This window comes from Nitrosomonas sp., from assembly GCF_043753625.1.
GTDB lineage: Bacteria > Pseudomonadota > Gammaproteobacteria > Burkholderiales > Nitrosomonadaceae > Nitrosomonas.
Genome location: NZ_JAYUWI010000026.1, coordinates 1 through 21,403, shown reverse-complemented (window position 1 = coordinate 21,403; position 21,403 = coordinate 1). Strand labels below are relative to the sequence as shown.

Sequence of the window (21,403 nt, the reverse complement as noted above, 5' to 3'; positions counted from 1 at the left end):
GTCTCGTGGTTGGGACGAGAACGGTACGACGATTGCCGTAACGGTCAAACCTTCAGGAGTCCCCCGGCAGAGCCGGGGGTTTACCTATTATTAATTAGCCATTGTGATGTTCCTATTGGGATTGGCCGTGATGGCTGTGGTAGTTGGCATGGTTTTCGTGCTTTATGGGTTGTACTTATCGTTGGTAGAGACATTTCCGCCCTGGCAAGCAGGTGTAATTGTGGGTGGTGTCGTGGTGTTCTTTGCAGCAATCTTTCTAATGGTTATTGTCCAACAAAGCTGAGCAGTTGGCGATTTTGTACGGACCACGAAAAATCGCAAATTATGATAAAGCCGGACAGGAAATAAAACAAAATAAAAAGTTGGTGCGTAAGTCCGCCGCCTTAACTTCGCAATGAATCACAATACGGGTTCACTGCGTTTTAATTTAAAGCGGACAATTCATTTGCTACTAAATAGGACAGTTCTATTTGTTGCTAACATACGCATATCCATATCGGGTGTGCTTTCATGCAAGCGGCGATATTCAGTACGCCCGACAGGATGATCATCCATAAGCAAGAAGGAGATTGATTCTTTCATAGCTTGAATTTTCTATCGGTAGCCTAATGCCGATATGCGACTCTCGCTCATTTTCAGCAAAGCGCCGCTAGTCAGATTAACAAACAGGATGTGTCCGGTTTTGTCTACGGTTAAATAGCCTATGGAGGCATGGTTATAAAGGTTTGCATAGCTGTCGTGAGATTCTTTCAATTGTTGCTATGCTTGTCTAATTCCAATTCTCAATAGAAAAAGAAATAATTATATTAGTATAACTTCTTAAATACAGTTAGTTATGCATTAAATATATTTACGTTTCTTTCGGGAATTGGAATAAGTTACTATGCCTGATACCATTATCTTCTCTTCTCAATGCAACATCCTGGTTATGCTGATTCATAAGATTTTCTGTGTATTATTCGGATAGCTGAAACTTTTCATTCCTGTCCGGATAGCGTAACAATTGCAATATAGTGTTTAAATTATCACCATCTTATAGTATCAAATTATTGCAAATGGTAACGTTATAATTTGATGAAAAAACTTTCGATAGGGCATGCTGGAAATTTCTTGAGAGGATCAAGTGGTATGCCATACAGCGATCTAAAATAAAATTTGCTTGCCAAAGGAGTTCAGAAAATTTGTTAGTGCAATAAAATATTCTTGCTTTTGTTTTGGGTGCCGGCTTGTTGCAGCAACGAGCTGAATTACCAGAAATTGGGTGGGCATGGAGTTTATTATTGCTGGGAATCGCGATCGGATTGTTTCGATATCGTCAATTGGTGATTCCGGTAACGATAAGCAGAATTGTGTTTTGGTTATTTTTTGTGGGAATTGGTTTTTTCTGGGCTGCTGCGGTGGCGCATTGGCGTTTGGCCGACGCATTACCTTACGAGTGGGAACGTAAGGATATCCAGGTTATCGGTGTAGTGGCCAGTATGCCGCAGAAGGATGATCGCACTATGCGTTTCCGGTTTGATATTGAGCGTGTGGTCACTGAAGGTGCGATTGTACCCAAGAAGGTTGCACTGTTCTGGTATAAAGAGTGGCGGGTGAATTCAGATCATAAGGTGTTGCCGAATATCAAAGCGGGAGAACGCTGGCAAGTAACGGTGCGTCTAAAACAACCACACGGTACTATGAATCCGCATGGTTTTGATTATGAAGCATGGGCATTAGAACGTAATATTCGAGCAACTGGATACGTGCGCTCATCAGCCGATAATCAGCGCCTGCATCCGATAGTTCAACGGCCAAACTATTGGATTGAACATATTCGTGAAGAAATCCAGCAGCGTTTTTCAGTGAGTCTAGCGGATAAAACCTATGCCGGTATATTAAAAACTCTTGCAACAGGTGATCAACAAGCCATTCCTCGCGATCAGTGGCAAATATTTACCCGTACTGGGACCAATCATCTAATGGCAATTTCCGGACTGCATATCACTATGATCTCTAGCATGGTATTCGTATGCGTATTCTGGTTATGGCGTTGGAATACCTGTTTAGCATTACGTTTGCCAGCACGCCGCGCCGCTGTTATGGCTGGATTGGTAGTGGCTTTCAGCTATGCTGTGCTGTCTGGCTTTGCAATTCCCGCGCAGCGGGCATTCTGTATGTTGGCTGTGGTGGCGATCGCGTTATGGAGAGGACATCATACATCTGCAACAATGGTACTGGCATGGGCGTTATTTTGGGTGGTGTTGCTGGATCCTTGGGCAAGCATTGCGCCAGGTTTCTGGTTATCATTTGGCGCAATTGCCATTATTATGCTGGTAACGGTAGGGCGGATTGGTAAAATTCACTGGCTAAATGATTGGTTACGGATTCAATGGGCCATTACATTGGGACTCATTCCACTATTGTTGGTTTTGTTTCAGCAGGTGTCATTAGTGTCACCAATTGCGAATGCCATTGCTATTCCGGTGGTAAGCCTGGTAGTGGTGCCGCTCACATTATTGGCGACAATACCCATGTTTGATTTTATGTTACCACTTGCCCATGCGGTGTTGAGTATTGTCATGCTGTTACTGCAAGCGCTGAGCGATATGTCAAACGTAGTATGGCAGCAGCATGCGCCACCGATGTGGACAATAGCGGTGGCAATCGTTGGGATCATGTGGTTGTTGCTGCCTGGAAGCTTGGGGCTGGGATTTTTTGCCGGTTTCCCGGCACGTTGGCTGGGGGTAACTGCATTGTTGCCGATGTTTTTGACGCAGCCTGCCCAACCTAAAGCCGGTGAATTATGGTTAACGGTTCTGGATGTTGGCCAGGGATTGGCAGTAGTGGCGCGCACCGAGCACCATGCACTGTTGTTTGATACCGGTCCCGGCTATGGTGAAACAGATAGCGGTAGTCGTATTATTGTGCCTTTTTTACGTGGGGAAGGTATTCGCCAGCTTGATATTTTAATCGTATCGCATGCTGATTCGGATCATAGCGACGGCGCTTTATCGGTACTGGAGGCGATACCTACTAAGAGGCTATTATCGTCTTTGCGCAGCCATCACCCAATACAGCAAGCCACGCTCCATAAAGAACAGTGTCGAGCTGGTCAATTCTGGCAATGGGATGGTGTACATTTTGAATTGCTGCATCCATTGGAACAGGATTATGGAAATCCACAACGTACAGTTAATGCAAATAGTTGTGTATTAAAAATTACATCAGTTCATGGTAGCGTATTGCTGCCGGCTGATATTGAAGGAAAGGATGAGCAAGCATTACTCGCCCGCGTCAGTGACAAGCTTCCTGCAACAGTATTGATTGCGCCGCATCATGGCAGTTATACTTCTTCGACCGCTGCTTTTGTACAAAGAGTGAATCCTTCGCTGACAATATTCACCATGGGCTATCAGAATCGCTACGGTCATCCGCGTGAAACCGTGGTGGCGCGCTATTACAGCTTGGGAAGTCAATTGTTGCGAAGTGATAGGGACGGCGCTATTTTGCTTCGTTTTACAAATAATGGATGGTCTGCCGATAGCTGGAGAAAATTACATCGCCGCTATTGGCAGCACAACAGAATTGAATAAACTGATACTGCGTCAAATGATTTTAGTGCGGATTGAGTTTTCTAATATTCGTCAGGCAATTCGATATTGTTAAATATCACAGTGAAAGAAGTACCCATTCCGGGTTCGCTGGTGACTTTGATTCTCAGTTTGTTATTTTCTGCTGCGATTCTTACAATAGACAAACCAATACCGCTGGTTGCCTTGTTATGAAGTGCTGCTCTGGGTGAATAAAAATACTCATTAAATATATTCGGCAGATCTTTGTTATCAATGCCGATTCCATGATCGGTTACGATGATTTCGGCACTGTGATTAAGGCGATTGACAGTCGATGCAATTTTAACGCATCCACTCTCATGAGAATAAGTGATTGCATTGGAAATGATATTTTCCAGAAGTATTCCCAATTGATCAGGAATTACCTTACAGATAAAGTTCTCAATCGATAGATTAAGTACGACATTTTTAGAATTGGCAACGGGAGTTATTTTCTCAATACACTTCTGCAGAGCCGTTTGAATATCAACAGATTCGAAAACTGCAGTGTCAAGACAAGTATCTTTCAATCGTTCTAACCGGAGTAAATCAAGGATTAAGCCAGACATATTTTTTGCACGTACATCCATTTGTACGAGTGCAGCACTGACTTCAGGTGTCGTCTCTCCCAAATAGCCCTCGTTAATTAAATTTATTTTGCTACGGATAGCATCCAGCGGAGATTTTAGCTGGTGTGTGATTAATAACGCATATTGATCTTTTTCTACTTGTGCCTGGTTGATTTGTTTATAGGCATCCAAAAGATGACGCTCATGGGCACGAACGATCAAAGAAAGCCTAGAGATAACATACCAGACGATAAGAAATAAGGCATCGAGAAAAAACATCCATACTATTGCGCCATCTCTACGTGCACTTTCAGAAAGGACATGATTGCTTATCAAGGTTGAAAGTGGCGATTGAGTGACCAGGAAGTTATCAACAACGATGACGATCGTATCCATTAAACAGACTAATATGGTTACATACAGGCTTTCACGGGTAGAAAAAAAGATACAGGCTAGTGCAATATGCAGCACGTAGAAGAAGGAAATCGGTGTAGTAGTGCTACCAATATAATGTACGACAACGGATAGGCAGACCAGATCAACAATGATTTGTACCCACAAATTAATAGAGGGTGAATTATATTTACTGGATTTACCGTGATTTAATGCGAAGATGTAAACAATATTGGCGACAACCAGCACGATAATGATGGCAATTGGCCATTTCTGCTGTTCACTGATACCCAACTGCGCCAACGCATCCGATGCTGACAGCATCAGGATCTCAAAAAAAACCAGTGTGGCAATCAATACCCAGCGAAAGGTAATAAACCAACGGATATTGCTAATTAAAACATCATCACTGAGTTGTAGTGTTTCTCCTATTACTTCAAGCGATATAGTTTGGTTATTCGACTTATTCCAGGAAAACTCAGTGGTTGCCATTCTCGTTCGATCAAAATTTAGTTATGATACTGGTGCCATATGCTTCAGTCGCTCGTTAATTGTTGCCAATAAGCTTACCGGTTCTACGGGTTTTTCCATAATACAAACCCACTCATGCGTACCATCTTCAAAATAGGGTCTGATCATATCACCCAGAGATGTCAGGAAAATGGCTTGTATTTGTGGAAAGCGTTTGTGAATTTGTGCATAGGTAGTCAATCCGGAGTCCATAGATTCAACCATCACATCAAGGATAGCCAAATCAGGTCGTTTGGTTTCATCTTCCAATGAATTGATGAATTCCTGCATAGTCAGGTAGCTATCAACTTCATATCCGTTTTTACACAGAATACGTTCGACAGCTTCCCGGATATCCGAGTCATCATCGACGTGTGCGATTCGTGGTGCCATAGTAATTTTTCTTCCTTAATAGTTGAGCCTGGAAAGTTAAGCGCGTATCGGAAACCGCTTAATTATTGGGGCATTATTCATTAGATCTTATCGTAGCGGTTGTGAAAAATATGTGAAGTGTAATTAACGTCATATAGTTGGAAAATCTTAGCTCTAAGGTGCTGAGATCTAAAGATCTGGGGCGATTTCTAATAATCCATTTCCATCGAGGGAGGTTGAGGATTTCATTTTGTAGTGACACTAAAAAGGCGTAAGTAGAGTTAATCCGATCCGGATGCATCAGAAAAAAACTTTTCCTTGCGTTTTAGTTCGTCAAAATAAAGCGGTTCATTGGGTTCGAGCTGATTTCCTAATTTCTGGATTTGTATCCAGATATCAGAAAATTCTCCCATGCGTTTAAAACGACGAGCATTTTTTTTGAAATCACTTTTGTTATTTGATTTATAGAGTTGCTCGAATAACAGGAGCCAGGAAGGGATGTCGCGCTGGTTTGTTGCGAGTTGCTTCTGCAGCAATTGAATCGCAGCATCCGGGTTATCCTGTTCGATAAATGCGCGTGCTTTGGATATCGTTTCACCGAATGCTTCTGGTGCACTCTCAGGTGAATCGGCTAGTTTGCTGTCACTCCGGCGCAATAAGAGTGCTTCGTACCGGTGCCGTTCGGTTGCATTGGGTAACGATGCGTCTGTGGATCGTGCGAATCTCTCTTTGATTTTATGGTGATTGCGTAATATCAGGACGATGATTAGTAGCGTCAATAATAGTCCGAAAAGAAATACGCTGTCTGAGGATAGAGTAGATTCAATCGAAGTATTATTGCTGGTTTCATCTGGTCCTGTCGGATGGTTAAGTTGTGGTGCATTAGTTTCCGGTGGTGTTACTGTCTTTGCAACAGGCTGCGCGTCCTCCGCGGATGGCGTTATTGCGTTTTGAGGAAGAGGAATGTCCGCTTCAAGTGGAGTACTTATGATCTCGCTGGGTGCTGTCATTTTTAATGTCAGCATGGATTGCATTGCGGCGATTTGCTTTTCGAGCGACGCAATACGTTTTAACAATGTGCTGAGTTCAGCGGCTTCAGTTTCAGCGATTTGTTCCAATTGCGTGATAAGCTTTAATGCCGGATGATTATCATTTAAGCCGGATATCTCAGCTTTCGGGAGCGATTCCGGAGATTTAGTTTTGCTGAGATTGTCGGTTGTGTTTGATTTCTTTGTCTGGGCTGCTGGTTTTGCATGAATACTAATCGTTCTTAAATCCGGAATGTGGATGATGGTTCCAGCGGGCAATGGTTGATAGGTGCCATCAGGAAAGTGTCTGGGATTGGTGTGAATAATTGCACGAATAAAATTATCGCGCGCAACGGAGTTTTTAGGGAACATCAGTTGGGCAATCTGCTTGATATTTTCTCCGGGCAGGATCTGCCATTGTATCCCGTATTTTGCCGTATTATGGCTGGAGGCGGCATCAATCCCAGTGTGCACAATATTATCCTGTGTTGGATATGAAACAGGTACTTCAGCCTTAGCTAAAGTACCTGTCAGAATGAGAACAATAAATATTAATTTGCTAGAAAATGCAGCCATCTAATTTTGGAACGTTTATTTATTTACAAAATGTTGCAATCGCTTTGTTGGCATCAGCAGTTTTTCTCTGCCGCGCATCATCATCGACAAAAACTATTCCACCAGCGCCATCAGGCACAGTTAATCGTGGCGAATCAGTATATAGTCTAAGCTGTCCTTGAGCATCGATACATTTTTTTTTGTTTTCTTCAGCCTTTGCTTGTTGTTTCACGTCTTGTTCTTTTTTTTGTTGCTGACGTTTGTCAAATTCAAGTCTCTCTTCACCCGGATTTCTAGATTTATTTGGTTCATGATCCCCAGATATAGGCGATGACTTGATATTCAATTTTTTGCCTTCCTTGGCTACACCGGGCGGAGGTGGTACATCTGTGTATTGCGTTTTGCCACTTTCATCGACCCATTTATAAATTTGTGCGTGGACCGTAATGCTGAATAGTACTATTAACCCAGTAAATACAAAAATTCTCATCGCGTGCTCCAGAATGAAATGTATCTGAAATACATCGGTATCGTATTTATGCAACTTGAAGATTTATCGCATTAAATCATAATAATTGGAAATATGCTGTATTCTTGGCTGAATTGGGGCGAAATTTGTGGGCGAAATTGGCTATAATGTCGCTTTGCAAAGGATTGTTATTATGCAATTGATTCAAAAAGCACTCACCTTTGATGATGTTCTCTTAATTCCCGCACACTCAACGGTTTTGCCGCGTGATGTCAGTTTGGCGACAAAATTAACACGCACCATTACTCTCAATATTCCTTTGCTATCGGCTGCTATGGATACGGTCACCGAAGCGCCTCTGGCTATTGCAATAGCGCAAGAAGGCGGTATCGGTATTATTCATAAAAATATGTCGATCGAAGGCCAGGCCGCACACGTGGCACAAGTCAAACGTTTTGAAAGCGGCGTGGTAAAAGACCCGATTACCATTCACCAAAACATGACTGTGCGTGAAGTTCTTGAGCTGATACGGCGGCATAAAATCTCTGGATTACCTGTCGTGAACGGCAAGAAAGTTGTCGGTATTGTGACCAACCGGGATCTCCGTTTTGAAACAAATCTCGATCAAGCGATCAAGCACATCATGACACCAAAGAATCGGTTAGTAACTGTCAACGAAGATACTTCGCGCGAGGAAGTGCTGGCGTTACTGCATAAACATCGATTAGAGCGTGTGTTGGTAGTCAATAAACAATTTGAATTATGTGGCCTCATTACGGTTAAAGATATTATTAAAACCTCGGAATATCCATTGGCTAGCAAAGATGAACAAGAAAGTCTGCGCGTCGGTGCTGCGATTGGAGTCGGGGAGGGTAGTGAAGAGCGTGCGACTGCACTGGTCGAAGCCGGAGTTGATGTGATTGTGGTCGATACGGCGCATGGTCATTCGCAAAGCGTTTTGGATCGTATTGCATGGATAAAAAAGAACTTGCCGTCTGTTCAGGTGATTGGCGGAAATGTTGCAACGGCGGCAGCCGCTAGAGCGATGGTGGATAATGGTGTGGATGCGGTGAAAGTCGGTATCGGCCCTGGTTCCATTTGTACCACACGGATTGTAGCGGGTGTCGGTATTCCGCAGATTACCGCCATACACAATGTATCCGAAGCTTTAAAGGGCAGTGGCATACCCACCATTGCCGATGGCGGTATCCGGTATTCAGGTGATATTGCCAAAGCTTTGGCAGCAGGCGCAGATCTGGTTATGTTGGGTGGTTTGTTTGCTGGAACAGCAGAGGCACCGGGAGAAATTGAGTTGTTTCAAGGCCGCTCGTATAAAAGTTATCGTGGTATGGGTTCGCTTTCTGCCATGCAGCAAGGATCCAGTGATCGCTATTTCCAAGAAAAAGAACAAAAAAATAATGACAAATTGGTGCCTGAGGGTGTGGAAGGCCGTGTGCCCTTCAAAGGCAGTATTTCCGGAGTTATTCATCAATTGATGGGCGGTGTGCGTTCAAGCATGGGTTATCTGGGGTGTGAAACGATCGCTGCGATGCACGACAGAGCAGAATTTGTCGAGATTACTTCGGCGGGAATTCGTGAGTCGCATGTGCACGATGTTCAGATTACCAAAGAAGCGCCTAACTATCATGTCAAGTAAGAATCTAGATTAATGCATCAAAAAATCCTCATTTTGGACTTCGGTTCGCAGTACACACAGCTTATTGCCCGGCGTATTCGTGAAACAAACGTTTATTGCGAATTGCATCCTTATGATGCCAGTCCGGAATTTATCAAGGAATTTTCGCCCAAAGGAATCATACTTTCCGGCGGCCCCGCTTCGGTGACTGAAGACGAGACGCCGCGTGCGCCGCAAATTGTTTTTGAATTGAATGTACCGGTTTTGGGTATCTGCTATGGCATGCAAACCATGGCGGCGCAATTGGGCGGTACGGTAGAAAATGCTGCTGTGCGTGAATTTGGCTATGCAGAAATACAATCCACGCAAAGTGGTGTGTTATTTCAAGAAATTAAAGATCGCACGAGTACGGCTGGAAACAATATATTGGATGTCTGGATGAGTCATGGGGACAAAGTAGTTGCTTTACCTGCCGGATTCCAAGTGATGGCCCTTAATGCAGCAACGCCGATTGCCGCCATGGCGGATGACAAGCGGCAGTTTTATGGTATTCAATTTCACCCGGAAGTTACGCACACACTTCAAGGTAAAGCGATAATCGAGCGGTTTGTTCACGATATTTGCGGAATTGGCCGGGATTGGAATATGCCGGATTATGTCGAGGAAGCGATTGGAAAGATTCGTACAACCGTTGGAAAGGATCAAGTAATCCTGGGGTTATCCGGTGGCGTGGACTCATCCGTGGCTGCTGCATTAATCCATCGCGCCATTGGCGATCAGCTCACTTGTGTGTTTGTGGACAATGGCCTGTTACGTACCAATGAAGCCAAACAAGTGATGGAAACATTTGCCAGTAACCTGACTGTGAAAGTAATTCATATTGATGCCAGCCGGGATTTTTACCGGAACCTTAAAGATGTTACTGATCCGGAAACCAAGCGAAAGATTATCGGGCGTGAATTTGTTGAAGTATTTCAGCGCGAATCGGCAAAAATAAGCGATGCTAAATGGCTAGCGCAAGGTACCATTTATCCCGATGTGATTGAATCGGCCGGGGGGGGAACTAAGAAGGCACATTCAATCAAATCGCATCACAATGTCGGCGGATTGCCGGAAACACTTCACCTGAAATTACTTGAGCCGTTACGTGAACTGTTTAAGGACGAAGTGCGTGAATTGGGATTAGCACTCGGCCTGCCACGCGAAATGGTATTCCGTCACCCGTTTCCCGGGCCGGGATTGGGGGTGCGTATTCTGGGTGAAGTTAAATATGAATATGCCGAGTTATTAAGACAAGCGGATCAAATTTTTATCGAAGAATTGCAACGCTCCGGTTGGTACGAAAAAACATCGCAGGCATTTGCGGTTTTTTTGCCCGTCAAGTCGGTAGGCGTGATGGGAGATGGACGGACCTATGAATACGTTATCGCCCTCAGAGCCGTGCAAACGCAAGACTTCATGACCGCTAACTGGGCAGAGCTGCCATACTCTTTATTGAGCAAGGTTTCTAATCGGATTATCAACGAAATTCGTGGCATCAATCGCGTCGTCTACGATATTTCTGGCAAGCCACCAGCGACGATTGAGTGGGAATAGGGTAATCTCGACAGCGAGATATCGAACATCACACATATTATCTGCATGATGTGCAAAAAGTGTGCTACTTGCTGGTACGTTGTCTGCTTCCATGCAGCAAATATCTTGCCAACTTCATATGGAATAATCACAGGTAAGGTTGATGACTGTTCAAGCCATCAATTCTCTCAGTACATAAGGCAAAATCCCACCATGCTTGTAATAATCGACTTCTATCGCAGTATCGATACGACACAGTAACTGCACTGATTGGCTGCTGCCATCTTTTCTTCGAACAACTAATGTGACATCTTTTTGTGGTTGAATGTCGTCCAGACCGGATATGTCAAATTGTTCATCGCCTATAATGCCCAATGAATCAATGCTGTCATTATCCTTAAATTGTAGTGGCAGGACACCCATGCCGATCAGATTGCTGCGATGAATGCGTTCAAAACTGGTGGCAATGACCGCCTTGATCCCCAATAGTTGAGTCCCCTTGGCAGCCCAGTCTCGACTCGAGCCAGTGCCGTATTCCTTGCCGCCAAAAACCAACGTGGGGATGCCTTGTGATTGATATTTCATCGCGGCATCATAAATGCTCATTTGCTCAGGCACAGTACCAGCAGTGCCTTGGTAAAGTGTGATGCCGCCTTCACTCTCTGGAATCATCAGGTTCTTGATGCGGACATTGGCAAACGTGCCGCGCATCATTACTTCATGGTTGCCGCGGCGCGCGCCATAACTATTGAAATCAGCTTTGGCGACGTTGTTATCCAATAGATAATGGCCGGCTGGGGAAGTGTCTTTTATGGAGCCTGCCGGACTGATATGATCGGTTGTAACAGAATCACCAAAAATGCCTAATGCGTAGGCATTTTTAATACCTGCGGCATCGCTGGAGGCTGCCGGTCGCAATGAGAAGTTTTGGAAAAAAGGCGGTTCGGCGATATACGTGGATTGCGGCCAATTGTAAGTTTGACCGGTGACAGAAGTCACGTTATTCCACAAGGGGTAGTCTTTGGTGAGATTGCTATAGAGTTTCCGGAAGGTATCTGCGTTGGCGGCAAATTTCATCTGCGCATGAATTTCTGCACTATTGGGCCAAATGTCTTTAAGCCAAACCGGTTGATTGTTTTTGCCGATACCTAAAGGCTCAGTGGTGAGATCTTTCAAAATAGTACCTGCGATAGCATAAGCTACGACCAGCGGTGGCGAAGCTAAAAAATTAGCGCGGATGTTTGGATGAATGCGCGCTTCAAAATTGCGATTTCCAGAAAGTACGGCCGCACAAACCAAATCATTCTTGACGATGGCTTCTTCAATCGGATCAGCTAAGGGACCCGCATTGCCAATACACGTGGTGCAACCATAACCAACCAAATTAAAGCCAAGTTGTTCAAGATAAGGTAGCAGTCCAGCGACTGTCAGGTATTCGGTTACCACCCGCGAACCGGGTGCTAGAGAAGTTTTGATATGAGGCTTAACCGATAGACCTTTTTCAACTGCTTTTTTTGCCAATAATCCGGCTGCGATTAAAACACTTGGGTTGGACGTGTTTGTGCAGGAAGTGATGGCGGCAATCAATACATCACCATGACCCAAATTAACCGAAGAGCTATTCAATTCATTAGCGGATACATCGGCAGGATGAGGGGTCGGACGGTTACTGGTCATTTCAGTGATGTTACGGGAGGTCATCCGGCGTTCGGTTGGGATATCTTTTTGTGTCGAATGATTAGTGTTTATCTTGGGTACATTGTGCGAACCCGGTGATGCGAGTCGATTTTCATCCAGACTGCCAGAATCAATGTGTGTGCAAACATCGGGGTCTTGTGTACGAGTGTTACGTATTGGATAACGTTGATCGATGTCATCACTTTGTTTTCCGTAACCGCTTTCTTTGACAGGTTTGTTAAAAAGTTCAGTAAATTTGGATTTCATCGCGGTGAGTTCGATGCGATCCTGCGGGCGTTTTGGACCAGCGAGCGACGGTGTAACCGAACTCAGATCAAGTACTAGTTCTCGGGTATAGTCAATGTCTCCCTTTTGCGGAATGCCATACATTTCCTGTTTCTGGAAATAGGACTGGAATAACGAGATCTCTTCGGGGCTACGTCCTGTGCTTCTGAAATATTCAATGGTGATGTCGTCAACGGGGAAAAAACCCATCGTTGCCCCATATTCAGGGGCCATATTGGCGATCGTAGCACGATCAGGTAATGTCAATGAAGCAGTTCCTTCACCAAAGAATTCAACAAATTTACCGACTACATTGGCGGCACGTAACATTTCAGTGATCGTTAGGACCAGGTCAGTTGCGGTGACGCCCTCACGTAACTGGCCGGTCAAGTTTACGCCAACTACATCGGGCGTAAGGAAATAAACCGGTTGTCCCAGCATGCCGGCTTCCGCTTCAATACCGCCAACCCCCCAGCCGACAACACCGATTCCGTTAATCATCGTGGTATGTGAGTCGGTGCCTACTAGAGTATCTGGAAAGATTAATCCATCTTTTTGGTGTACACCACGGGCCAGATATTCAAGATTGACCTGATGCACGATACCAATTCCAGGTGGTATCACCTTGAAGGTGTCAAAAGCCTGCATTCCCCATTTGATAAATTGGTAGCGTTCATTATTACGAGAAAACTCAATTTCCATGTTGTGGGTGAGCGCATCTTTGGTTCCGTAGTAATCAACCTGGATAGAATGGTCAACTACCAGATCAACGGGTACCAATGGTTCTATCAGTTTTGGATTTTTTCCCAATTTTATCGCTGCGCTACGCATAGCAGCCAAATCCACTAAAAGCGGCACACCGGTGAAATCTTGCAAAACAATGCGAGAAACGACAAACGGTATCTCGTCTACTCTGATAGCATTCGGTTTCCAGTTCGCCAATTGCCGAATATGCGCCTCATTTATCTTTTTATTGTCATAATTGCGCAATACTGATTCTAGTATGATGCGGATCGATATCGGTAAACGGGAAATTTTTCCGATCCCACTATTCTCTAGAGCCGGAAGTGAATAGTATTTGGCACTGCTGCCCTGTGCAATGGATAGTTTACGCAGGCTATTGAATAGATTGTGGTTCATGGTAGTGTTCCTGAAGAATAATATGGATTAACAGGTTAATAAACTATTCAGCCGATAATATATATTTTTGGGCAAACAATGTCACGCTTAGGTTTTTTGATTTATTATCGAAAATTTACTGTGTGTAAATTGAGCGAATAATATTGATCCACACTGCTGTGAAGATAATCAGATGGGGTGGCTGATGGGACTCGAACCCACGACAACCGGAATCACAATCCGGGACTCTACCAGCTGAGCTACAGCCACCATAAGAAGAAAAGTGTAGGGGTTTAATTTACACAAACTGTGTTGAGTATACTATCCACACGATATAGAAATATTTATGGCATGCCCGACAGGGATCGAACCTGTAACCCCCAGCTTAGAAGGCTGGTGCTCTATCCAATTGAGCTACGGGCACCAAGTCGAGCTTGCCCTAAATTTTAGAGCTTAAATTGGTCGGGGTGGAGAGATTTGAACTCCCGACATCCTGGTCCCAAACCAGGCGCGCTACCAGGCTACGCTACACCCCGGAAAAGGCGACACTATACCTTCTTAGGTTTGAAACGTCAATTTCTTCGTGACTTAAGATGGGTGATTTGCGTTCTACTCTGCGGGATAGCGAGTCAAAAAATGCTTAAATCATACATGGGTGACGTCTCAAATTTAAATTTAAGTTTTATGCTATTCTAGAGCGAGACATGTAGTGAGCTGGACAAATAACTTGTTATATATTGTGTTTTCTGGTAATAGTGTACGATTTTTTTATCCGCTACTGAAATCCGGAATTAAAGAGGAGCCTTAAAGATGCCAAAAGAGCTGCAAAGTAAACAAGTGTCTCCCTATGAACCAAAAGCAGGTGAGGATTATATGAATCCTGATCAGCTTATGCATTTTCGTAAGCTACTGGAAGGTATGAAAATTGAATTGGGACAGGATATTGACCGAGCGGTACATACCATGCAGGATGAAGCTACGGTATTTGCCGATCCTAATGATCGTGCCAGCCAGGAATCTGATATGACACTTGAGTTACGAAATCGTGATCGTGAGCGCAAGCTCATCAAAAAGATTGATGAGATAATTGGTAAAATTGATTCGGGTGATTATGGTTATTGTGAAAGTTGCGGAATTGAGATTGGATTAAAGCGGCTTGAAGCGCGGCCCACCGCGACACTATGTATTGATTGTAAAACATTGGATGAAATGCGTGAAAAGCAAATAGCTAAGTAGGTTTATTGCTGGAAATAACCCCCCTGTCGTTAGGACAGGGGGGTTATTTATAATCACCTCATGATTCTGATTCTTCTGTTCCAGAAGCAGTGTTATCTCCATCGGCGGATACTGCTTTCATACTCAGACGCAGTCTTCCTTTGTCATCTGCTTCAAGTACTTTGACTCGTACTTGCTGACCCTCATTGAGGTGATCAGAAACGTTATTGACGCGTTCATTGGCGATTTGTGATATATGTAACAGACCGTCTTTTCCAGGAAGAACACTAACAATAGCCCCGAAATCAAGTAACTTTAACACTATACCGTCATAAATTTTACCAACTTCAACTTCCGCAGTAATATCTTCAATTCGTTTCTTGGCTAGCTCACCACCTTCAGCACTGACACAAGCTATCGTTACTTGCCCATCATCAGTGATATCAATCGTCGTACCGGTTTCTTCCGTGAGCGCACGAATGACAGCACCACCCTTGCCGATAACATCGCGAATCTTTTCGGGATTGATTTTGATTTTGATAATACGGGGAGCATGAACTGAGATATCTTCACGGGTTGAGGGCAGGGCTTGCTTCATAATTTGCAGGATGTGCATCCGTCCTTCGTGAGCCTGTATCAGTGCGGCATGCATGATATCTTTGGTGATACCTTGAATTTTGATGTCCATCTGTAATGCAGTAATGCCTTTTTCCGTACCGGCTACTTTAAAATCCATATCACCCAGATGATCTTCATCACCGAGAATATCAGTTAATACAGCAAAACGATTTCCATCTTTAATTAGACCCATTGCAATGCCGGCTACATGTGCCTTGAGTGGAACGCCCGCATCCATAAGGGCGAGACAACCGCCACAAACCGATGCCATTGAGCTGGAGCCGTTTGATTCGGTAATTTCAGATACTACGCGCAAGGAATAACCAAATTCTTCAGAGGAAGGCAGAACTGCGGCAATAGCACGCTTTGCAAGACGTCCATGCCCGATTTCACGGCGTTTGGGAGTGCCGACACGACCAATTTCTCCCGTTGCATAGGGGGGCATATTGTAATGCAGCATAAATCGATCATTATAATCACCTTGCAGTGAATCAATTTTTTGCTCGTCACGTGCTGTACCCAGAGTTGCAATCGCTAATGCTTGTGTTTCACCGCGAGTAAATAGCGCTGAACCATGTGCGCGAGGCAGCACACCATTGCGAATCGTTATGGCTCTAACAGTGCGTGTGCCACGGCCATCGATTCGAGGTTCTCCATCCAGGATTTGATTGCGGACAATTTTTGCTTCCAATGCAAAGAAAGCTTCCTTGAATGCTTGCAGATCAGGCCCGCCTTCTGTATCAACACCGACTTCGGCGGATATGCGTTGACTGATTGCCTCAATCGTTTCAGAACGCGCTTGTTTCTGTTTAATCTTATAAGCCATCCGTAAATCGGTTTCTGCCAGGCCGGCAATCTTTTCTTCAAATGAAGTATTTTTTACAGGTGGAGTCCAATCCCACGCAGTTACACCCGCTTCATCAGCAAATTCATTGATTGCATTGATAACTGCTTGCATTTGCTCATGGCCGAATATCACTGCGCCTAGCATAATTTCTTCCGACAATTCCATTGCTTCTGATTCCACCATCAAAACTGCTTGTTGCGTTCCTGCAACAACTAAGTTCAATTGAGTATCTTTAAGCTCTGAAGTTGTTGGATTGAGTACATACTCGTTGTTGATATAACCAACGCGAGCAGCGCCAAGTGGGCCATCAAATGGTATTCCGGAAAGAATTAGTGCGGCAGAAGTGCCGATAATGGAAGGAATATCTGCATCTACTTCATTATCAGCCGACATCACAGTAGCCACTATTTGTACTTCGTTATAGAAACCTTCGGGAAAGAGTGGACGAATCGGACGATCAATTAATCGAGAAGTCAGTGTTTCTTTTTCTGATGGACGGCCTTCCCGTTTAAAGAAACTCCCCGGTATTCTACCGGCAGCGTAAAATTTTTCTTGATAATCCACAGTGAGCGGAAAGAAATCCTGTCCAGGCTTTATGTTTTTTGCACCAACCACGGTAACAAGTACTACTGTATCGTCCATTGTAACCATTACCGCGCCATGTGCTTGCCGTGCTATTTCACCCGTTTCCAATGTGAGTTGATGGCGTCCGTAGGTAATACTCTTCTTAATAGGTTTCAATTAACAATCCTTTTTCCTTTTTGATGAATTTTTCCGAATTATAAATTGCCCTCAAACCACAGTATCGGTTGTGTAACAATTTGAATGGAAAATAATCTGCTTGATTTGTGCTGCCAGCAAAGTTTTTCGCGGCGTGCTTATTTGCGTAAACCAAGGCGTTCAATCAGGGTCTGATAAGCTTCGGTATTACGATTTTTTAGATAATCAAGCAACTTGCGGCGACGACTTACCATGCGTAACAAGCCACGACGGGAATGATGATCCTTGACATGTGTTTTGAAGTGTCCAATTAAGTCATTGATCCGCGTTGTCAAGAGGGCAACCTGAACTTCTGGAGAGCCAGTATCTCCGTCGGCTCTTTGATAATCGCGCACTACCTGTGCTTTTTGGTCGATTGTGACTGTCATAAATTTCTCCGATTAAAATACCCAGTGTAAAGAGCCAGAATTTTACTCTTTAATATTACTCTTGTCCAAACCAGATCAAGGTGTAGGGGTACTGAATGCTAATGCGCAATGTGTGATAGAAAATGGGGAATTGAATAGATGGCGGGTTTTGTAAAATTTTGCAATTGAAGATAGGGTCTATTTTAATCAGTTTTGTTCAAGAAACTACGGGGATAACGGTCTATTACTGCGGTGCGGTGCTCTGTTCATAAATTGTATGTTTCTGCTAGATTTATGATAATTTCTATGGCATACCCGCACTCTTTGCTGAAGTTTTCATGAGGCCTTTTGCACCGTCTCAAATTCGCGATGTTATTTTTAGAGGCAATGTTTCGAGAAAAAATTCTAATAATTATCGTATTCTAAGCGGCCTTCTCGTCGGATTAGTTCGTCAATAGTGATTCCTACTGCCGACACACCATTAAATACCGTTCCTACTCTTTTCTTGTTAAAGTGTTCCATCATGGTGATGTATGCTCTAGGTGGTAAAGGGAAGAATTCAGCATTTTTTACTAGGAGAATAGCATTCTTCATATAAAACTCAACAAATTCTTTGATTTCAGCTCTCTCTGTTGCTTTAGCATTGACATAGATGAAGATAGGGCGGGATAGCGGTTGATAACTTCCATTTTCAACGGTTTCGACAGACGGGAGAATGCCGCCTTTCCCATTGTTTATCGCAACTGCTGTTACTTTAGTTTGATTCTCGATGTAATAGGCGAAGCCAAAAAACCCCAATCCATTTTTGTTACTCGCTACTCCTTCTACTAAAACATTGTCATTCTCAGATTCGATGAAATCATTTCGACTTGATTTGATTTTACCAACGATGGCATCGGTAAAGTAATCGAAGGTGCCGGAATCTGCATCTGCACCGTAAAGCTTGAAGGATTCATCGGGCCAAGCAGGGTTTATCTGATTCCATTTGGTAATTTTTCCTTGCGCAGCGGGTTCCCATATTTTCTTCAATTCTACGACCGTCATGGTTGTGCTCCAAGTGTTCTCTGGGTTCACCGCCACGGTTAATGCATCAAATGCCACGGGAATCTCAATAAATTGTACGCGGGAATTTTTGCAGTCTTTTATTTCATTTTTTAGAATCGGGCGGGAGGCATTAACAATATCAATTTCACCACGGCAGAATTTCTTGAAGCCGCCACCGCTACCGGAGATACCGACGGTTACGTTGACAGCATTTCTTTGCGTGATCTGAAACTTTTCTGCGGCTGCTTTAGTGATGGGGTAAACGGTGCTGGAACCATCAATTTTGATAATTGATTGAGCATCTGCAGAATTGATAATACTGATTGATCCACTCAATAAAATAGACATGCTCAGTAACTTAAGTTTGCGTAATTGAAACATTTAATCCTCCACTTGGTGCAGTAGCTGCAATTTATCTAAGATTTAGTATGCGGTGCATAAGAATGTAGCGTATGTTTCTTAGCAATAATGATATCTTGATTGATTAGAATCTAATACATTTTAGAAAAACTGAAGCCTAATTTTACCGGGAATTCATGCAATGATTCTGAATTCCCGGTTTATTGAAGTGCGATTTAATCTGCAGCGATTTCTTGCGCAAACCTAAAAATCAACTGTAACCTGCGTCAAGAATGAGCTAAAGTCAGCGTTATTCCATCCATTTGTACGCGCACCGGCACCGCCTGAATACCCATTAGTGTTCGTGGTTGGAGTTCCCGCTGTGTTGATATCCAACATGTAAATAACATTGCTTTGGAATTTAACATTCGAATGGGGATACCAATTTAAACCGAACCTAACCATATCCGCTTTTCCGCCTTTAATGACGCCAGAGTTCATGTCGATGTAATCATAGCCTGCAGCGACTTCCCATGCGCCCCAGCCTGCACCATTCCACTGAAATGGACGATTAGGCTTAATCCGGTTTGCCGCACCATTTCTGACATGATAAGCCTTAGATTCGCCGGTCAGGAAGTAGCTTGCAAAACCGTAGTAGCCTGTCAGATGTTCATCGTTGTACCCAGTACCATTGATATTGGTGCGTAAGTATTCGCCTTGCGCTGAGAATGGGCCATAAACAAGCCAGGATTCTGCGCCATAGCGACCGTAACTGCTTACCCGGCGATGAAGCGGATCACTCAGAGCGCCTGTGCTCAAGTTGCCAGTATTCAGTATATTGGTACGATCTACGTTGGTTCCTGGGAAAGCAAAGAACGACATGCCACCCCCGCCGCCATTTGATCCTTCACCAACCATCGTGCCGTCAGCCCGATATTGGGTGTTAACTGCAGTGTGTCCCGCAGAGATACCGACATGCATGAATTTGGTTTCGCTTTCCATCCAGGGACGACCGCTGATACGGCCGATGCCCTGCCAACCGGTATCGCCAGAACCGTTATTGCGGTTTTGGTTGCCGTTAGCGTTTACTGATGTGGAAGCAGCTGACCAAGAACCAATAGGTTCTGTTTGAAAAGCCAATCCGGTCTGCCACTGCTGAACTGCGTAGTTGGCGCCGATACCTGTCTTGTAAGTATTGGGATTGTCGACGAATGCGTTGACCGACATATGACGTTCAATGAAAGTTAGGTAACGGTTACTGGCGGCTTCTTCCAAACTGAATGGCTCTTTGAATGAGCCAATTTTGTAAGATAATGCATTGGTATGATTTAATCGTACAAATGCATCGGTAATCCCGGATCCAACTGTGCCATTACCACGACTAAAGTCGTACTCGAACTTATAATCCCATACTTTGTAAAAAGTACCTTCAACGCCAAGACGTGCACGGCGGATATTCATGCCGCTGTTCAATTCATTGGCCGTGTTGGTTCCGAAAGCAGGGTCAGGTTCATTGATAAAATTGTATTGTGAAGCAGGTTGTATCCGTCCATTAAGCGATACTGAAAAATTGCCATCCTTGGTTGACCAATGTAGGCCACGGTCATCAAAATTCCCGTGTATTTTTTCAACTTCCTTGACGCGTTCGTCGAGTACTGAAACTTGGTTTTTAAGTTGTTCTTTTTCAGCCTTCTCTCGTAACCTTGTAAGGCGATCACCCTTGGACTTATCGCCAGTTTCTGCTCTCTGATACTCATGGGCTGGGGCTAATTCATTCACTTCAGTGTTTTTCGCAGATTCGGCCATAGTTTGCGATGGAGCTGCAGGTATTTTCGGTGTTTCTGTTTTAGCAGATGCTTGCCCAGATTTTTCATATGTGCCCATATGTACTCGACCAGGCCCTGGTTCTGCAAAAATTTGCTTGGTTTTTGTGTCAACATATAAGTCAAGTGCAAAAGCATTGGAAGTAACGCTTAAATTGCTTACAGCTATGATTGCCATGGCGAGTCTGAATAATCGCATAATCTGTCTTTGATCCAGGGTTTAAAAGATGGCAATCTTTATATAGTAGGAATGTTACAGTTTTATAACAGTTGCATTTTTGTGTCATTCTCATGACAAAGTTTTTTATTCATAATCTCTTTGATTAATAGATTAATCAATTGTATTTAAGCTGGCTATTTATTAAAATATGAATCTATATTTTATGTGCAGGTAATAATTAGTCGACTCTGAAATATCTATAAGCACTTGATATTAGTTATAAATGCACTGATTCTTAATGATCATAACGACCGGAAATGTTAAAATATCCATGTGTTTTCTGGTCGAACTGGTGATTCAAAATGCTAAGACGTAGCAGTACGATTCATCAACCGAATTTGTTTGGAACAGATTTGTTGATGCAACTTGATCCCAATGATCCATTGCTG

16 protein-coding genes and 3 tRNA genes are annotated in these 21,403 nt (G+C 43.8%); 5 read left to right on the top strand and 14 right to left on the bottom strand.

Annotated features, from left to right (window positions below; all coding sequences use genetic code 11):
- The first annotated feature begins 106 nt into the window (after window positions 1-106).
- A complete protein-coding gene (locus tag ACH10T_RS02500; RefSeq protein WP_394807757.1) occupies window positions 107-283 on the top strand; it encodes a hypothetical protein in 177 nt (58 codons plus the stop codon).
- 158 nt (window positions 284-441) lie between these two features.
- On the opposite strand, the gene ACH10T_RS02495 is transcribed toward ACH10T_RS02500, so the two are convergent.
- Together ACH10T_RS02495 and ACH10T_RS02490 are read right to left on the bottom strand one after the other, a co-directional pair.
- Complete coding sequence (locus ACH10T_RS02495; RefSeq protein WP_394807756.1) at window positions 442-582, bottom strand: hypothetical protein; 141 nt, start codon at window positions 580-582, stop codon at window positions 442-444.
- Between the two features lie 12 nt (window positions 583-594).
- Window positions 595-753: a hypothetical protein gene (locus ACH10T_RS02490; RefSeq protein WP_394807755.1), complete on the bottom strand. Its 159-nt coding sequence runs from the start codon at window positions 751-753 to the stop codon at window positions 595-597.
- Between the two features lie 473 nt (window positions 754-1,226).
- On the opposite strand from ACH10T_RS02490, the gene ACH10T_RS02485 reads away from it, so the two are divergent.
- A complete protein-coding gene (locus tag ACH10T_RS02485) occupies window positions 1,227-3,575 on the top strand; it encodes a DNA internalization-related competence protein ComEC/Rec2 (RefSeq protein WP_394807754.1) in 2,349 nt (782 codons plus the stop codon).
- Window positions 3,576-3,616: 41 nt separating this feature from the next.
- On the opposite strand, the gene ACH10T_RS02480 is transcribed toward ACH10T_RS02485, so the two are convergent.
- The 4 genes from ACH10T_RS02480 to ACH10T_RS02465 all read right to left on the bottom strand — a co-directional run bounded on the left by ACH10T_RS02480 (window position 3,617) and on the right by ACH10T_RS02465 (window position 7,510).
- Window positions 3,617-5,047: a sensor histidine kinase gene (locus ACH10T_RS02480; RefSeq protein ID WP_394807753.1), complete on the bottom strand. Its 1,431-nt coding sequence runs from the start codon at window positions 5,045-5,047 to the stop codon at window positions 3,617-3,619.
- A 21-nt stretch (window positions 5,048-5,068) separates the two neighbouring features.
- On the bottom strand, window positions 5,069-5,458 hold the full coding sequence (locus ACH10T_RS02475) for a response regulator transcription factor (protein WP_394807752.1): 390 nt from the start codon (window positions 5,456-5,458) through the stop codon (window positions 5,069-5,071).
- 260 nt (window positions 5,459-5,718) lie between these two features.
- Window positions 5,719-7,041, bottom strand: coding sequence for a FimV family protein (locus ACH10T_RS02470; protein WP_394807751.1), 1,323 nt, complete (start codon window positions 7,039-7,041; stop codon window positions 5,719-5,721).
- A 19-nt stretch (window positions 7,042-7,060) separates the two neighbouring features.
- Complete coding sequence (locus tag ACH10T_RS02465; RefSeq protein WP_394807750.1) at window positions 7,061-7,510, bottom strand: DUF4124 domain-containing protein; 450 nt, start codon at window positions 7,508-7,510, stop codon at window positions 7,061-7,063.
- Between the two features lie 172 nt (window positions 7,511-7,682).
- Between ACH10T_RS02465 and guaB the strand changes: the two genes are divergently transcribed.
- On the top strand, window positions 7,683-9,146 hold the full coding sequence (guaB, locus tag ACH10T_RS02460; RefSeq protein ID WP_394807749.1) for an IMP dehydrogenase: 1,464 nt from the start codon (window positions 7,683-7,685) through the stop codon (window positions 9,144-9,146).
- A 12-nt stretch (window positions 9,147-9,158) separates the two neighbouring features.
- Window positions 9,159-10,721 (top strand): glutamine-hydrolyzing GMP synthase, encoded by a 1,563-nt coding sequence (gene guaA / locus ACH10T_RS02455; RefSeq protein WP_394807748.1) that lies wholly within the window; start codon window positions 9,159-9,161, stop codon window positions 10,719-10,721.
- Between the two features lie 150 nt (window positions 10,722-10,871).
- On the opposite strand, the gene ACH10T_RS02450 is transcribed toward guaA, so the two are convergent.
- From ACH10T_RS02450 to ACH10T_RS02435, 4 genes are all read right to left on the bottom strand, one after another.
- A complete protein-coding gene (locus tag ACH10T_RS02450; RefSeq protein WP_394807747.1) occupies window positions 10,872-13,802 on the bottom strand; it encodes an aconitate hydratase in 2,931 nt (976 codons plus the stop codon).
- Between the two features lie 173 nt (window positions 13,803-13,975).
- Window positions 13,976-14,051: transfer RNA gene (locus tag ACH10T_RS02445), tRNA-His, on the bottom strand.
- A 77-nt stretch (window positions 14,052-14,128) separates the two neighbouring features.
- Window positions 14,129-14,205, bottom strand: a tRNA-Arg gene (locus ACH10T_RS02440).
- A gap of 35 nt (window positions 14,206-14,240) precedes the next feature.
- Window positions 14,241-14,317 (bottom strand) — tRNA-Pro (locus tag ACH10T_RS02435).
- 274 nt (window positions 14,318-14,591) lie between these two features.
- Between ACH10T_RS02435 and dksA the strand changes: the two genes are divergently transcribed.
- A complete protein-coding gene (dksA, locus tag ACH10T_RS02430) occupies window positions 14,592-15,017 on the top strand; it encodes an RNA polymerase-binding protein DksA (RefSeq protein ID WP_304905925.1) in 426 nt (141 codons plus the stop codon).
- A 58-nt stretch (window positions 15,018-15,075) separates the two neighbouring features.
- Here the strand turns inward: dksA and pnp are convergent, their stop codons facing one another.
- The 4 genes from pnp to ACH10T_RS02410 form a co-directional block, all read right to left on the bottom strand.
- Entirely contained in the window at window positions 15,076-17,202 is a 2,127-nt protein-coding gene (gene pnp / locus ACH10T_RS02425; RefSeq protein WP_394807746.1) for a polyribonucleotide nucleotidyltransferase, read from the bottom strand.
- 137 nt (window positions 17,203-17,339) lie between these two features.
- Entirely contained in the window at window positions 17,340-17,609 is a 270-nt protein-coding gene (gene rpsO, locus ACH10T_RS02420) for a 30S ribosomal protein S15 (protein ID WP_394807745.1), read from the bottom strand.
- Window positions 17,610-17,993: 384 nt separating this feature from the next.
- Window positions 17,994-19,013: a PstS family phosphate ABC transporter substrate-binding protein gene (locus ACH10T_RS02415; protein WP_394807744.1), complete on the bottom strand. Its 1,020-nt coding sequence runs from the start codon at window positions 19,011-19,013 to the stop codon at window positions 17,994-17,996.
- 222 nt (window positions 19,014-19,235) lie between these two features.
- Window positions 19,236-20,972 carry an OprO/OprP family phosphate-selective porin gene (locus ACH10T_RS02410; RefSeq protein WP_394807743.1) on the bottom strand — a complete coding sequence of 579 codons (1,737 nt, stop codon included), beginning with the start codon at window positions 20,970-20,972 and terminating at the stop codon, window positions 19,236-19,238.
- Window positions 20,973-21,403 lie beyond the last annotated feature (431 nt).

Bases quoted from the DNA above. Each gene is read 5' to 3' on its own strand.
- ACH10T_RS02500 (WP_394807757.1), top strand. From the start codon at position 107: ATGTTCCTATTGGGATTGGCCGTGATGGCTGTGGTAGTTGGCATGGTT.
- ACH10T_RS02470 (WP_394807751.1), bottom strand. From the start codon at position 7,041: ATGGCTGCATTTTCTAGCAAATTAATATTTATTGTTCTCATTCTGACA.
- guaA (WP_394807748.1), top strand. From the start codon at position 9,159: ATGCATCAAAAAATCCTCATTTTGGACTTCGGTTCGCAGTACACACAG.
- ACH10T_RS02410 (WP_394807743.1), bottom strand. From the start codon at position 20,972: ATGGCAATCATAGCTGTAAGCAATTTAAGCGTTACTTCCAATGCTTTT.
- ACH10T_RS02475 (WP_394807752.1), bottom strand. From the start codon at position 5,458: ATGGCACCACGAATCGCACACGTCGATGATGACTCGGATATCCGGGAA.
- ACH10T_RS02480 (WP_394807753.1), bottom strand. From the start codon at position 5,047: ATGGCAACCACTGAGTTTTCCTGGAATAAGTCGAATAACCAAACTATA.
- dksA (WP_304905925.1), top strand. From the start codon at position 14,592: ATGCCAAAAGAGCTGCAAAGTAAACAAGTGTCTCCCTATGAACCAAAA.
- guaB (WP_394807749.1), top strand. From the start codon at position 7,683: ATGCAATTGATTCAAAAAGCACTCACCTTTGATGATGTTCTCTTAATT.
- ACH10T_RS02415 (WP_394807744.1), bottom strand. From the start codon at position 19,013: ATGTTTCAATTACGCAAACTTAAGTTACTGAGCATGTCTATTTTATTG.
- ACH10T_RS02495 (WP_394807756.1), bottom strand. From the start codon at position 582: ATGAAAGAATCAATCTCCTTCTTGCTTATGGATGATCATCCTGTCGGG.
- rpsO (WP_394807745.1), bottom strand. From the start codon at position 17,609: ATGACAGTCACAATCGACCAAAAAGCACAGGTAGTGCGCGATTATCAA.
- ACH10T_RS02450 (WP_394807747.1), bottom strand. From the start codon at position 13,802: ATGAACCACAATCTATTCAATAGCCTGCGTAAACTATCCATTGCACAG.
- ACH10T_RS02465 (WP_394807750.1), bottom strand. From the start codon at position 7,510: ATGAGAATTTTTGTATTTACTGGGTTAATAGTACTATTCAGCATTACG.